Source organism: Streptomyces sp. NPDC034037, assembly GCF_055575715.1.
The window spans coordinates 37713-50789 of sequence record NZ_JBVISC010000015.1; the positions used below are offsets into that span (position 1 = coordinate 37713).

A 13077-nucleotide genomic window follows, 5' to 3' on the forward strand; every position below is an offset into this window, starting at 1 on the left:
CCGTGGTGGCGGGGAGGGCGCGGGGGCGGGGGGTGGTGCGGGCTACTGCTGGGCGGCGGCGTCCTCGAGCGCGTCCGGCGTCGGGTACTGCAGCGGCCGGCGGCCCTCGGAGCGGACCACCAGGCCGTTGCGGCGGCCGGTGCGCAGCAGCTCGTTGACGAGCGCGCGGGCCTCGGGGCTGGCCGCCAGGACGTCGGCGGCGTCGTCGACCAGGAGCACCAGGGGTCGGTTCATCGTCGTGTTCTCCTTCTCGTTTCGGCGGGGTCGGGCGGGGCTGGTCAGAAGCTGCTGATCCATCCGGTGAGGGAGGAGACGGCGCTGTTGATCGTGGGGGCGATGCCGGTGCTGGCGAGGAAGAAGCCGAACAGGGCGACGGCGATGCCCGGCATGATCCGCTGGTAGCCGGTGCGCACGAGGATGAAGACGATGATGCCGAGGAGCAGGACCAGGGAGATCGACAGGGCCACGGGTATCGGTTTCCTTCGGTGAGTGGGCGGTGGGTGGGGGTCAGCTGTCGGCGAGCTGCCAGTAGCCGCGCTTGCGCGAGATGGCCAGGCCCTTCGCCTTGAGCTGGGTGCAGGCGTTGCTGACGCTGGAGGGCTGGAAGCCGGGCAGCGCGGCGCGCAGGTCCTTGAGCTGCTGGGGCCCGTCGGCGAGCAGTTCGAGGATCTGGTCCTGGAGGCCGGGCTCCTCACCGAGGTCGGGACCGCTGTCCCCGAACGGGATGCCGAACGGCGCGTCGAACGGGGCGGGTGCCTCATCGGCGTCGGCGTCGGCGGCCGGGGGGCCGGCCGTGGGCTTGCTGCCGGGTGCGTCGGAGAACGCCTGGTCGAGGGTCTCGCAGTCGGCGTACGGGTTGGTGTGCCGTACGCCGTAGATCGCGGCCCCGGCCTGCGCGGCCTTGGCCTCGCCCTCGGTCAGTCCGTTCGCCGGTTCGTCGCCGTACAGGGCGATCAGGTCGGGGTAGACGCCGTCGACCTTCTTCGCGAAGAAGGTGCGCATGAACTTGGCGCGCCCGTCGAGGAACATGTACGCCATGCCCGCGGTGGACTCGCCGTCCTCGTCGTCCTTGCCGGAGAACAGGGCTTCGATCTGCCCGTCCTCGTAGATCCGGGCGGGGATGTTCTCCATCTGGAAGCCGGTCGGGGCGATGCCGTCCAGGCCCATCTCCTTGGTGGAGGAGGAGGCGGTGCGCATGAGGAACAGCGCGCCGACCTTGCCCTGCTGGCGGATCGCGTCGTCATCACCGAGGTCCTTGAGGTGCAGGGACTGCACGGCGAGCCGGATGCCGATGCCGACCTTGCGGCCGGTCTTCTGGATGTCGGCGATGAGGTAGGCGGTGGCCTTGCGCATCGCTTCGTCCGGGTGGGACAGCAGCCGGTTGATCTCGTCCAGCGTGATGTTGATGAGCGGCCACGGCCGGTTCAGGGCGAAGTCGCCGCGGCCCATCTCGTTGGAGATCCGCTCGCGGTACTTCATGACCGCGTGCGCGGCCGTGAGCATCAGCAGCGTTTCCACCGGGCCCTTGGCGAACCAGTCGACCCGGCCTTCCGCCTCGGGCAGCGACATGCCGCCCTGGACGTCGCCGACCCAGGAGACGACGCCGGAGCGCTTCTCCGAGGCGAGGATCAGGTTCTGCAGGACGGACTTGCCCGCGCCGGTGACGCCGGCGGTGATGCCGCGCAGTGCGCCCAGTTCGGGGTCCCACAGCCGCATCCGGGCGGGCTTGCCGTCGTGGCAGACGCCGATGGTGATACGGCCCTTGGAGTCCATCGTCAGGTCTGCGACGGTGGCCTTGCGGACCTTCATCAGCGGGTTCGTCTTGTAGATGGAGACGACGCCCTGTCGGATGCCGTCGGTCTCGATGACCAGCCGGGAGGGGTCGTCGATGCCGAACGCGGAGCAGATCGCCCGGTGCGGCAGGTGGATCTCCTTTCCGGGCGGGGCGGCGACATGGAGCACGATGCGGTGCGGTTCGGCCCGGTAGTTGACCAGGTCGACGCCGGGGGCGGCCTTGCCCGGGGCGGAGACCGCGCTGTCCCACAGGCCCCGGATACCTTCGGCTACAGCCTCAACATCCTCGGAGGTGGGGCGGGCGACCAGCCGCATCCGGCCGGGCCCGGAGCCCTGCACCGGGCGGATCTTGACGGTGCCGACCGGGAAGTCGAACGCGGCGGCCAGCTGCACCTCGGTGAAGGTGGGCACCGCCTTCCCGGCCTGGGCGACGACGACGGCCTCGAAGTCGGGCCGGTCCGCGCGGAACGGCGCGATGGACACCAGGCGGGTTCCGTCGCCGGTGGCCTGCGCCCACTTCGCGGCGAGGAACTCGGTGTACGTCAGCTCCCGGGCGGGGCCGGCCTGCGCCTGGTGCTCGGTGAGCTCCAGGACCAGGCCGGCGCTGTGGGTGAGCGGCGCCATCCATCCCATCAGGGACGCCCACGCGGCGGGGGCGACGACCTCCCACCAGTTGAAGCCGGGGGTGATCAGGTTCGCCACGTAGGTGCCGGCGGCCGTCAGGAACGGGATGGCCCGCTGCGCCCGGGTCAGCATGCCCAGGCCCTGGTCGGGGTCCTTGGTCTTCGCGTACAGCCAGGCGAGGGTGCCCAGTCCGATGCCGCCGGAGGCGAGGTAGGACCAGGCGCTGTCGTCCAGCTGGGGGCCGACGGCCATTCCGGCGGCGGCGAGGGCGTAGGAGGTGCGTTCGGCCAGGACGCGCCGGTAGATGACGTGGCTCGGGACGCTCTTGGTGGTGTCGGCGGTCGGCGCCGCCTGGTCGATGGTGCTCAACACAGCCTCCGTTCGAGGGCAGGGGCAGCAGGGGCCGCGCCCGGTGTGGTCGCGGTCCCTGTTGCGGTGGGGGTGGGGTGGGTCAGCGGCGGCGGCCGGAGCGCCGGTAGAAGCCGGGCTTGGCCTGCCGGACTCCGGAGCCGTTGGAGGCTTCGTAGCCGGGGCGGTACTCCCGCTCGTGCGCGTTGTTGAAGCCGCGGGCGTTGGTGTCGACGGAGTCGGCGGCGTTCACCATCTCCCCGGACGCCTCCGCGACCCCGGTGAGGGCGGTGGAGGTGTCCTCGATCATCGAGGTGAACTGGGGCTCGACTTCGGCCTGGCCGCACATCTCCGACAGGCGCATGGCCGCATTCGCGTTGGCCTGCATGTGGGAGCGGAGCAGGTGCATGCCCTCCTTGAGGAGGAGGGCGGAGGCGGCGAGCTTGGCGGTCCGGCCGGCCAGGGCGAGGAAGCCGTTGCCGTTGCTGGCGCCGCCGCCGGTGCTGGCGACGCCGTTGTTCATGCCCGGGATGGCGGGGAGGTTGTCGCTCACGTGATCTCCTCTCAGTTCTCGTTGTGTACGCGGGCGGCGGGCACGGCCAGGCCCGCGTCCTCGGTGGCCTGCTGGAGGGGCCGGTAGGCGTCGAACATCGCGTTCTCCGCGCTCTCGGAGAGCTCCGCCGCCGTCAGCGACTTCACGGCCATCTCGTCGGCCTTGCGGGCCAGGAGCTCCATGGACTCCGCCAGCTTCGCCATCGCGGCGCCGGTCAGGCGCCCGATGACGTTGTGCCTGGAGCGCAGGTCGGCGGCGAGTTCGTCCAGCTCGTACCGAACCCCCCGCGCCTTGACGGAGAGCTTGCGGCAGGTCTCGTGCGCCTTGAACGACTGCGCGGTGAGCTCCTCGAGGACGTCGAGCGTGTCGTCGAGGGTGACCTCGGTCTCGTGCTGGGCGTCCATGTCCGCGACGCTGCCGCTGCCCCACTTCGTCAGCCAGGCGTCACTCACGCTGTTCTCCTTCGTGCTCGTGCTCGAGGTGCCGGCGGGAAGACCCGCGCCGGACGTCGCCGGGCCGCTCCCGGGAGAGTCGGCCCGTTCGACCGTGATCGGACCAGCCGGAGCGGACACCGCCGTCGCCATGCCCATCGCCTCGAACGGCGACAGGCGCGGCGTGCCGGTGCCGGGCACCGTGCCGCCGCCCAGTGGGGCCGGGGCGGTGGCGGCCCCGGCGACTGCGGCGGCCGGGGCCGGGGCAGCTGCCGGAGGACCGGGCGGCGGGCCCGGCGGCGGGGGCGGTGCGGTCGTGCCGGCCGCCGGTGCCGGGCGGGGCCCGGGGACCGTGGTGGTGCGCATCCGGGCGCGCTTGCGGGCCCGTGCCTTGGCCGTGGACCAGGGCGTGCGGCGGGTCGGTGCCTTCGCGGCCGGACCGGTCGGTGCCTTCGCGGCGGGACCGGCGGGCGTGGCGCTGCCGGGCTTGGTGGTCTTGGTCTTCGGGCCGGTCTTCTTCTTCGGCTTCTTGACCTTGACCTTCGTGACGACCGGCGGGCCCATCTTCTTGCGGCGGCGCTTGAACCGCTTCTCAGCGGTCTCCTGCACGGCCTCGCCGAAGGTGGTCCGGCCGCGCGCGGCAGACTTCCTCGCCGCGTCCATCTTCTTGCCGTACTCGCGGTCGAACCGCCGGCACTTGCGGCAACGGCAGCCGTACGTGTCCGACGCCGCCATGGTGCCGTGCGCGATCCCCGGCGTGAGCTTGACTTTCTTGCCCTTGCGGGACTTCCCGCCCGGCGCTGTGGGCACCGGGGAGGGGATCGTTCCGCCCTTGCCGGAGCGGGTCTTGCCCTTCTTCCCGTCGCCGCGTTTGCTGCCGGGCGCCGTGGTGCCCGCGCCGGTGCTGCCCTTGCCCTTCGGCTTCGTCTTGGGGCCGGTGCCGGAGGTGGTGGTGCCGGGCTTCTTGCGCAGGATCCCGGACGGGCCGGTCGTACCGCGCGGCGACTTCTTCGTCCCGCCGGTCCCTGTTCCCTTACCCGTGCCGGGGCCCTTCGAGCTGGTCGTGCCGGGCGTCGTCTTCCCGCCCGAACCCTTGCTGGTGCCGGGGCTCTTGGTGCCGGGGCCCGTCGTCTTGCCGGTGCCCGTCCCGGAGCCCGGTCCGCGCTTCTTGCCCGGACCGCCGGATGAACCGCCGGCCCCGGCGCCGGTGCTGCCGGGACCCCGCTTGCGGTTCGTGGTGGAGCCGCCGCCGGAGGATCCGGACCCGCCGCCGCTTCCGGGGCCGCGGTTCTTCCTGCCGCCTCCGCCGCCGCTGTTGCTCGGGCCCTTGCTGCCGCCGCCTCCCGAACTGCCCGATCCGCCGGACGATCCGGGGCCGCGGTTCTTCTTGAGATTCACGCCGCCGCCCTGCGAGGTGCGTTTGAGCGGGGTGATCCCGGAACCGTTCTTGGGCGAGTTGGTGCGGCCTCCGGCGCCGCCCGAGCCGGAGCCCGGACCGCGTCCGCGCCCACCACCGGAACCGCCGCCGGAGCCGCTGGGCGACTTGGTCGTCGACCCGCCGCGCCCCCGGCCTCCCGAGCCGCTGAACGAGCCGCTGCCGCCACGTCCGGACCTGCCCTGACCGAAGCCGCCCCAGCGGCCTCCCGGGCCGCCAGCGCCGCGCTGGAGGGTCTTGCGGCCGTACTCGTGACTGGGCTGCACCTGCTTCTTCGAACCGCCCCCGGAGGAGCCGTCCTTGGCGGTGCTCGCGGTCTTCGCGACCGCCTCGCGCTGCTCCCGGTTGGCCCGGCCCGCCGCGACGGCGGAGTGGATGCCGCGCATGGCGGCCAGGGACACGGCGAGGATCGCCGCCAGGGACAGCGATCCCAGGCGCGGTGCGGCGGGCTGCGCGCCCTCCGAACGGAAGGTCGCCGGAACCATCGCGTCCGTCGACTCGGGGGTCGTGGCGGCCCCCGAGTCGGTGGAGAACGGGGCACGGTGACCGGGCTCGGGGATGGCCGCGATGACGCCCATCGGGTCGGTTCGCGTCGCGGGTGCAAACGCTTCGGGGGTGGCCGGGGAGGCGTCTGCGGGTGCGGCGAACGGCACGTCGGCGGGGGCCGGAGCGGGGGTTTCCGCCGGGGGTTCGGCGGGGGCGGTGTAGCCCACACGGGGGAAGTGGATCAAGTTGTTGGGGCCGTCGTCGTCGGCCATGACGTCTCCCTCTCGGAGTTGACAGACGGTCACCGCCTGGGGCACCCTCGCGCGCGCACGACACGCGCGCTCCTTGGGGTGCTCCGGGCGGCGAGGAGGAGGCGGTGATGAAGAAGAACTTCGTCACCCTCCGTTGTTCTTGTAGAAGTCGTGCAGCGCCTTGGTGAGCGCGGGCCACAGGTTCGGCGTGCCGTTGCGTTCCGCCTGGCGGGCCAGGGTCCGGCACGCGTCGAACCAGACCCCGGCCCGCTCCTTCTCGGTCTCCGCCGCCGCGACCCGCCCGTTCCAGTACTTCGCACGGTTTTGCGTCTGCCGAGGTGTCGTCACCCCTGCTCTCCCTTCGCGAAGTAGTCGTTGATCGAGCGGGTCGGAGCCTGCTCACCACCGGCCGCCATCGGCCACTGCTGCCAGGGGTTGTCCGGGGCCACGAACTCCGTCAGCCTCGCCTGCCCGGCCGCGCCCGGCACCTGCTCGTGAGGGGTGTTGAGCGCGGTCACCGTCTTGTTCAGCGAGCTCGCGACGGCCGCGCCGACGGCGGCCTGGCGGTCGTTCTTGCGCTCCAGCTTCTTGGCCTCCGCGACCGCCCTACGCTGCGGGAGCTCCAGGACCGCGTTGACGTAGGTCGCGTACAGGGCCTCGGCCTTGCTCGCGGCCTCGCCGGACGCCTTCTGCATGGCCCTGAGCTGCCGCGACACCTTCCAGGCGCGGAGCTTCTTGGCCATCCAGCGGTCGCCCTCGATCGGCGTCTGCTCCAGGCGCCGGCGCATGATGTCGGCGATCTGCCCGTACTGCTGGGCATCGCGAATGTGCTGGTCGCGGACGGTGGCGGTGAAGGCCCGCAGGCCCTCATCCGTGAACAGTGCGTTGATATCCATGAGGTGGGGATCTCCTTCTCGGGGCGGGGGCGATCTGGGAGGCTTTGTCGTGGCGTTTCGGCGCCTTCACCGCGCTCCCGAGGCGCTGTCTTCGTCTCGGGGGCCGGTGGAACCGTCGAAACTGCGGTTCGTGCAGGTCACTGCTCCGGGCGGTATCCGCCGGCGAGCAGCTCGGCTGCCTCCTGGCGGTACTCGGAGGCGGTGCCGGGCGAGGTGACCGCCAGCTCGTGCTGGATTTCGGCGAGCGGCAGCCGGTCGGCGTCGCCGCCGACGGCGAGGATCATCCGGGCGACCTTGCGGACCGCCCGCTCGCGCGGCTTGAGCTTCGCGGCGTCCTCGGCTTCGACCGCGCGCCGCTCGATTTCGGCAGCGGCCCGCCGCGTTTCGGCAGCAGCCCGCTCAGCTTCGGCAGCTTCCTTCTGGGAGCGCGCGACGTCGGCGAGAGCAGCCTCCCGGCGGCGGTCCTCCTCCGCCTTCTTGCGGTCGGCTTCGGCAGCAGCGCGCCGCGTTTCGGCGGCGGCCTTCTCCGTTTCGGCAGCACGGCGGTCCGCTTCGGCAGCGGCCTTGCGGACTTCGGCGATGGCCTGGGTCTCGATGGCCTGTGCCTCCGCCGCGGCGACCCGGTCGGCCTCCGCAGCTTCCTTCCGCTTCTGCGCCGCCTGGCGCTCCAGCTCGGCCGCCTCCAGGTCGGCGGCGGCCGTCGCCTTGCGGGCCTGGGCGATCCGCTCGGTCTTGATCGCGCCGGCCTCCGCCGCCGCGACCTTGTCCGCCTCGGCCGCCGTCCTGCGCTGCTCGGCGGCCTTGCGCTCGAGTTCGGCCTTCGCCAGGTCGGCGGCGGCCCTGCCCTTGCGCTCCTCCGCCTCCAGGCGCTCCGCCTGCGCCTCACGGGCGCGGGCCTCGGCGACCACGGCGTTGTCGAGAGCCTTCTGCTCCAGCTCAGCGGCCCGCTCTGCGGCGCTGACCTGGGCCCGGGCGTGGGCGCGAGCCTGGCCGGTCTGGCCGTCGACCTCCGCCTGGACCAACTCCACCTTGCCCTTGGCCCGCAGCCGCTCGGCTTCGGACTCCGCCTTGGCGACCTCACTGCGGGTCTCCGCGTCCAGGCGGCGGCGCTCCGCCTCCTCCTCACGCTCCTGAGCTGCCTGTTCCTGCACATCGGGCATGGCCAGGGCCTGGGCGACGGTGTAGCCGTACGGGGCCATCTTCATCGGCAGGAGCTCGTCCTCGGTGGCCTCGGAGATGTCGCCGTCGTGCTTGCGCTTGAGCCACTGCTCGTAGGCGATGAGGTCCTGGTCGCGGCGGATCATCTCCGGATAGGAGGTGACGCCCCACAGCCGCATCCGGCGGAAGATGCGGGCGGTTGCGATCGGGGCGAGGATCCACCGCAGCAGCGGGATCGAGTCGCGTTCGGCCTGGTCAGGGCGGACAACGCGGTCGATGGCGTCACGGCCCAGTTCCACGACGGTGATGAAGAGGACCGGGACGACGCCATGGGCGCCGGCCGCGACGTAGTCGATCAGCTTCCAGGCGCCCTCCGGGGCGCCGGACGCGGCGTTGAGGACAACGGTCGCGGCGGTCAGCAGCCACACCGGGTAGCGGATCCAGCTGATGGGGCGCTTGAGCCAGGCCATCAGGAGGTCGACCGCGATCATGACCATGATGCCGACGTCGACGCCGACCGCGAAGAGCTGGCCCTTGCCCAGCGAGCCGAAGCGGAGCTCCTCGTGGGCGAAGATCGCGACGTGCTCGAAGCTGAGGTACAGGCCGATGCCCGCGAGCACGAGCGCGGCGATCACGATCGCACCGGCCGCCCACTTCTGGGTTCCGGTCAGTCGTCCCGGGGAGGGCTTCGTTCCGGTTCCGCTTTCCGTCTCCGAAACGAACTGCGCCGTATCCGAAACGGCGTCGGCCGTCTGCGAAACCGGCGTGGACGTTCCCGAAACGGCAGCCGGTGAAGCCGAGTCGGAGTCGGGTTCAGCCGCGGTGTGCGGCCAGTCGGTGATCGTCATGGGGGCCTCCGAGAGGGGTCGTTCGGGCGTGCGCGAAACGGCGGGGGCTGCTCCCGAAACGCGGTGAGGCGTTCCCGAAGCGGCTCTTGGTGCGGATCGTTGCTCGCGAACCGGACACCGGCTCTACCCGCTCCGCGCGCACGAAAAGGCCGGCGGCCCGCGGGGCGGGCGGCCGTACTCGCGAAGTGCCGCGGGGCGGTCTCGAAACTGGGAACGGCTCCCGCCGGGCGGGCGCGAAGTCAGCTCGTGGGGAGCTGCGCGCCGTGGCGCCGGAGGTCGTCGGTGGTGATGCCGTAGATCCGGCACTTGTCGATCAGCGGCTTGAGCGCGGTCCCGGCGGTGCGCGCCTCGGGCGATCCCTCGCCGAACAGCTTCTCGGTGTTCAGCAGGTCGTTGATCGCGGTCGCGGTGCGGGCGGCGTGCCGCTCGACACGACCTTCGCCCACCCACTCCTCCGCGATGACGTGGAGGGTGGTGCGCCAGCTGCCGTCGTAGTCGTCGGGGTCGATCGGCGGGATGTCGCTGCCGAAGATTGCGAACGCGGCGGCCTTGGCGGCGGCTTCCGTGCCGGGCTGGAGCGTCATCGTCGTGGCCATGGGGCCCTCCCTCGACTGTCGGTCCGGGCTGTCCGGCTCCCCGTCACCGCCCGTCCCGGCCGCCGTGGTGCAGCGGTCGGTGCGAGCGGATCAGGCAACCGTCAGAACGGATCAGGCAGCTCGGTTGCGAGCGGCGCGGCGCTTGAGGGCGCGGCGCTCGGGCTCGGACAGCCCGCCCCACACACCGGCGATCTCGCCCCGCTCCAGGGCGCCTTGGAGGCAGCTCTCCATCAGCGGGCAGCGACGGCAGACAGCCTTGGCCTCCTCGACCTGGAGCAGGGCCGGGCCGGTGTCGCCGATCGGGAAGAACAGCTCGGGGTCCTCGTCGGCGCAGGCCGGGCGGGGCCGGGCCGGTGCGACGGCGGTGGAGACGGCGCCGTAGTACGGGGTGCGTACGATGGAGCGGTTCATCAGGGCCTCCCAGAAGGTCCAGTGCAGGAGATAGCCCCGGGGCGGCCACCCTGGGGCTGTTCTGTGTCGGCGGCCGTACGGCCGGAGCGGGGGAGCTCCCGGCGCTCTCCGCCGGCCCCGGCCGGGAAGGCGCGGGGACGACGGGCAGGGCCGGGGTCAGCGCTGCTTCTGGCGTGCGGTGTAGGTGTCCTGGAGTCGGGCGAACCGCTCGTGGATCGGAACGCCCGCCGCACACGGCGTCTCGCCCTGGCAAGCCGGGCAGTCGGCAGTGTGCGTGGTGGAGTCTTCGAACGCCTTCATGTAGCGGACGAACAGGTCGTCGGTGGGTCGGGCGCTCACCGGTTGTCCCCGGCCCGCTCGTTCTCGGAGCGCTGGTTCTGCTCCCTGTTCTTCTGCGAGAGCACCTCGCGTTCGGCGTCGGTCATGCCGCCACCTCCCAACCGGTCAGCACCGGAGCGAGGTTGGGCACCAGGACCAGGACGACATCGACGTGGGCGGCGTCCTCGGGCTCGTAGCCCTTGGAGTCGTCCTCGCGCTCGATGTCGTCGATGACTCCGGCCCGCGGCTGCGCCGTGGTGCGTGTAATGCTGTGCTGCCTCAGGTCCTCCAGTCAGGTCCTGGACAGCTCCCGGGCCGCAATCCCAAGGGCTGTCGCGATCACTCCCCATTTGGGGAGCTGACTGCTTGTACGAGCAGCCAAGGCCCCGGCCTCCCCTCTGCGGGGCGGCCGGGGCCTTGGTCGTTCGTCCAGAGCGAGTCAGCTCGCGTGGCGCCCGGGGGTCAGCTTCTTGAGCGGCACCGGCGGCGCACCGAGCGGCGCAGCACCGGCGGGCAGCTGCGCGCGGCGGGTGTCAGCGTCGCGAACCGCGGACTCGGTCGACGCCCACTTCATCTCGCGCAGCAGCCACATCGGTCGACCGTCACCGTGCTCGTCATCCGCCGGCGCCTGCTTCTGCGCGGCGATCTGGCTGACGGCCGGGGCGACCGCGACCTTCGGCTTCCGCTGCACGGTGGTCTTGCGACGGTGGCCGGTCTCCGCGTGCCCGTCCTCCAGGCGCTCCTGCCACTTCTTCACCGTGACGTTGACCGTGACCAGGCGGTTGCTGCCCAGGCGGCACCGGACGGACGCGTCCTTGTTCGCAAGGCCGGTGTCGTGCGGCACGACCTTGGTCGTCTTGGTCCCGAGGCCGGTGATCGGCACCCATGTCTTGCAGTCGGGGCAGACCAGCGATACGCAGGCGGGGCGCAGGTCGTACTGGTGGGCCTTGAGGGAGGAGAGGGCCAGCGCCGGGCGGCCGCTGACGGTGCGGGAGCGGGTCCGGCTCTTGCGGGGCCGGGCGGTGCGCTCAACGGTCGAAGCAGACATCTGGACTCCTCAGGGGCGGAGTGGCAGGGGAGCGTCGCGATGCTCTCTCCGCCCTCCAGGCCGCACGGCGCGAAGCCGGCGTCCCGCAGGACAGACAGCGCACAGCGCTGCGACGTGCACGCAGTCGTCGTGCCGTCAGGCTCCGGGGGAGTTCGATGGTGCTCTCGCGTCCTGGGTGACCCCGAGGACTACCCCGGCCGCCCCGAAGGGCGGACGACTTCTGCGGTCTTGCAATGGTTCGGCTGGAACAGGAGACCGAGGGTCCGGCTCCCTCATCCGGCGCCGCCCGCGGGGGCAGTTCCGGGTGGGGGAGCCGGGTCCGAAGACCCGGCGGAGGTGCGAAGGTCAGGCCGCGATCGGGAGAGGCGCCGCGTCCGACGGCGCGGTGCGCAGCTGCGCGGCGTAGGGGAGGAGCACGTCGACCAGGCGCTCACGGACCAGCTCGGTGATCGAGGGGTCTGTCGCGAGGATGTCCTCGGCAGCCGCCCTGCGCGCCACGAAGTCGTGAGCGACCTTGTCCTGCGCGGCCTTCCGGCCCTTCTCCAGGCCGGAAGCGGCGTCCCAGCGGGCCAGCTCGCCCGGGGTCACGAACTCGTGCATCTCCAGCGGCGTACCAAACGCGACGTCCAGGTCGACATCGCCGAAATCCGGCAGCTCCACCTCGATCGCGGCCAGCAACTCCTGGATTTCAACGTCGAAGTCCTCGGTAGCGAGGCTGACGGCGGGGCGGGAGATGACGTTCATGGAGTGGTGCTCCTCTCGGATGTGCTGAGCTCGGGAGGCGTCCCGACGACGAGTGGGCAGGGCGAAACAGCGCCTCTTCGGCTCCCTCACCCTCACCTCGTTAGCGAGGTTTGGCTCTCCTTCAGTACAGCGGCGCTCGTTAGCGATGTCAAGAAGTACGTTAGCGAGGTACGCTCTACCGGCGACTTCCCCGCATACCAGGGCGCCCTTGTCGGCCCCTCGATAGCAAGCAGCCGTAGGATCGCTAACGAGGTAGGGAGATTTATGGCGAGTGAGACGGGCGCCCAGCGGCCCAAGTACCAACGGATTGCCGACGGCCTGAAGGCGGCGATCGAGTCCGGCGAGTACGGCCCCGGCGATCGGCTGCCGGGCGAGAGCGCGCTCGCCGCCCAGTACGAGGTCGCTGTGCTTACCGCCCGCCAGGCGTTGAAGATCCTTCGAATTGAGGGCCTGGTGGAGACGAAAAAGGGGGCAGGCGCTCGGGTCATCGAGTTCCGCCCGATCCGGCGTCACGGCATCCAGCGACTCGCACGCGAGCAGTGGGGCGCGGGCAAGTCCATCTGGTCCGCTGACGAGGAACGCCCAGTCACGATCGACGTCCGTGTGGACACCGTGGCCGCACCACCGCACATCGCCCAGATGCTGGACGTTGACGAGAACGAACTCGTTTGCGCTCGGTCCCGACGCTTCGTGCTGGACGGCAGGCCCGTCATGCTCGCGACCTCGTACCTCCCTCTTAGCCTGGCCGATGGCACTGCGATCATGAGCGTGGACACCGGGGAAGGTGGCACGTACGCGCGACTCGCTGAGATCGGGCACGCACCCGCTCACTTCCGCGAAGAGATCCGATGTCGGCTGCCCGTCGCTGAGGAGGCCGAAGGACTGGCCATGCCCCTGGAGCGCCCCGTCATCAAGCTGTGCCGCACGGCCTTCGACGCTGAGCTTGAGGCCGTCGAAGTGAACGAGATGACCATGGACAGCGCGGCCTACGTGCTGGAGTACGCGTTCAATGCCTGAGTGCGCCAACTCGCCCATTCCGAACCCCCTCATGACTGGTCGTCTTGTGGGGGCCATCACACTCGCGAGCGCCGCAGCGCAACATCACAAAGGCTTGTCGAAGCCCGTGCACGCTTCCG

At 71.5% G+C, this 13077-nt stretch carries 14 protein-coding genes; 1 reads left to right on the forward strand and 13 read right to left on the reverse strand.

All coding sequences use genetic code 11. The features are described from left to right. Positions 1 to 42: 42 nt before the first annotated feature. The 13 genes from ACZ516_RS33450 to ACZ516_RS33510 form a co-directional block, all read right to left on the reverse strand. Positions 43 to 234: a hypothetical protein gene (locus tag ACZ516_RS33450; protein ID WP_469013491.1), complete on the reverse strand. Its 192-nt coding sequence runs from the start codon at positions 232 to 234 to the stop codon at positions 43 to 45. A gap of 44 nt (positions 235 to 278) precedes the next feature. Continuing rightward, a complete protein-coding gene (locus ACZ516_RS33455; protein WP_361087384.1) occupies positions 279 to 467 on the reverse strand; it encodes a hypothetical protein in 189 nt (62 codons plus the stop codon). Positions 468 to 507: 40 nt separating this feature from the next. Further along, positions 508 to 2787, reverse strand: coding sequence for a hypothetical protein (locus ACZ516_RS33460; protein WP_469013494.1), 2280 nt, complete (start codon positions 2785 to 2787; stop codon positions 508 to 510). A gap of 82 nt (positions 2788 to 2869) precedes the next feature. After that, positions 2870 to 3319, reverse strand: coding sequence for a conjugal transfer protein TraB (locus ACZ516_RS33465; protein ID WP_469013495.1), 450 nt, complete (start codon positions 3317 to 3319; stop codon positions 2870 to 2872). Positions 3320 to 3330: 11 nt separating this feature from the next. Next, a complete protein-coding gene (locus ACZ516_RS33470; RefSeq protein WP_469013498.1) occupies positions 3331 to 5943 on the reverse strand; it encodes a hypothetical protein in 2613 nt (870 codons plus the stop codon). Positions 5944 to 6066: 123 nt separating this feature from the next. Continuing rightward, positions 6067 to 6270 carry a hypothetical protein gene (locus tag ACZ516_RS33475; protein WP_469013499.1) on the reverse strand — a complete coding sequence of 68 codons (204 nt, stop codon included), beginning with the start codon at positions 6268 to 6270 and terminating at the stop codon, positions 6067 to 6069. Next, positions 6267 to 6818 carry a hypothetical protein gene (locus ACZ516_RS33480; protein ID WP_469013501.1) on the reverse strand — a complete coding sequence of 184 codons (552 nt, stop codon included), beginning with the start codon at positions 6816 to 6818 and terminating at the stop codon, positions 6267 to 6269. The genes ACZ516_RS33475 and ACZ516_RS33480 overlap by 4 nt, the downstream gene beginning before the upstream one ends. A gap of 137 nt (positions 6819 to 6955) precedes the next feature. Further along, entirely contained in the window at positions 6956 to 8824 is a 1869-nt protein-coding gene (locus ACZ516_RS33485; RefSeq protein WP_469013503.1) for a DUF2637 domain-containing protein, read from the reverse strand. Between the two features lie 239 nt (positions 8825 to 9063). Beyond that, positions 9064 to 9420 carry a hypothetical protein gene (locus ACZ516_RS33490; RefSeq protein ID WP_469013505.1) on the reverse strand — a complete coding sequence of 119 codons (357 nt, stop codon included), beginning with the start codon at positions 9418 to 9420 and terminating at the stop codon, positions 9064 to 9066. A gap of 111 nt (positions 9421 to 9531) precedes the next feature. After that, complete coding sequence (locus ACZ516_RS33495; protein WP_469013507.1) at positions 9532 to 9831, reverse strand: WhiB family transcriptional regulator; 300 nt, start codon at positions 9829 to 9831, stop codon at positions 9532 to 9534. 156 nt (positions 9832 to 9987) lie between these two features. Beyond that, positions 9988 to 10170 carry a hypothetical protein gene (locus tag ACZ516_RS33500; RefSeq protein ID WP_361087357.1) on the reverse strand — a complete coding sequence of 61 codons (183 nt, stop codon included), beginning with the start codon at positions 10168 to 10170 and terminating at the stop codon, positions 9988 to 9990. A 418-nt stretch (positions 10171 to 10588) separates the two neighbouring features. Further along, entirely contained in the window at positions 10589 to 11197 is a 609-nt protein-coding gene (locus ACZ516_RS33505; protein ID WP_469013509.1) for a hypothetical protein, read from the reverse strand. Positions 11198 to 11542: 345 nt separating this feature from the next. Further along, on the reverse strand, positions 11543 to 11941 hold the full coding sequence (locus ACZ516_RS33510) for a hypothetical protein (RefSeq protein ID WP_469013511.1): 399 nt from the start codon (positions 11939 to 11941) through the stop codon (positions 11543 to 11545). 264 nt (positions 11942 to 12205) lie between these two features. On the opposite strand from ACZ516_RS33510, the gene ACZ516_RS33515 reads away from it, so the two are divergent. Continuing rightward, complete coding sequence (locus ACZ516_RS33515) at positions 12206 to 12958, forward strand: GntR family transcriptional regulator (RefSeq protein ID WP_469013514.1); 753 nt, start codon at positions 12206 to 12208, stop codon at positions 12956 to 12958. The last annotated feature ends 119 nt before the right edge of the window (positions 12959 to 13077 follow it).

What these genes read in the sequence shown, in the direction of transcription:
- ACZ516_RS33450 (WP_469013491.1), bottom strand. Translation starts at nt 234, where the DNA reads ATGAACCGACCCCTGGTGCTCCTGGTCGACGACGCCGCCGACGTCCTG.
- ACZ516_RS33470 (WP_469013498.1), bottom strand. Translation starts at nt 5,943, where the DNA reads ATGGCCGACGACGACGGCCCCAACAACTTGATCCACTTCCCCCGTGTG.
- ACZ516_RS33480 (WP_469013501.1), bottom strand. Translation starts at nt 6,818, where the DNA reads ATGGATATCAACGCACTGTTCACGGATGAGGGCCTGCGGGCCTTCACC.
- ACZ516_RS33485 (WP_469013503.1), bottom strand. Translation starts at nt 8,824, where the DNA reads ATGACGATCACCGACTGGCCGCACACCGCGGCTGAACCCGACTCCGAC.
- ACZ516_RS33490 (WP_469013505.1), bottom strand. Translation starts at nt 9,420, where the DNA reads ATGGCCACGACGATGACGCTCCAGCCCGGCACGGAAGCCGCCGCCAAG.
- ACZ516_RS33495 (WP_469013507.1), bottom strand. Translation starts at nt 9,831, where the DNA reads ATGAACCGCTCCATCGTACGCACCCCGTACTACGGCGCCGTCTCCACC.
- ACZ516_RS33505 (WP_469013509.1), bottom strand. Translation starts at nt 11,197, where the DNA reads ATGTCTGCTTCGACCGTTGAGCGCACCGCCCGGCCCCGCAAGAGCCGG.
- ACZ516_RS33510 (WP_469013511.1), bottom strand. Translation starts at nt 11,941, where the DNA reads ATGAACGTCATCTCCCGCCCCGCCGTCAGCCTCGCTACCGAGGACTTC.
- ACZ516_RS33515 (WP_469013514.1), top strand. Translation starts at nt 12,206, where the DNA reads ATGGCGAGTGAGACGGGCGCCCAGCGGCCCAAGTACCAACGGATTGCC.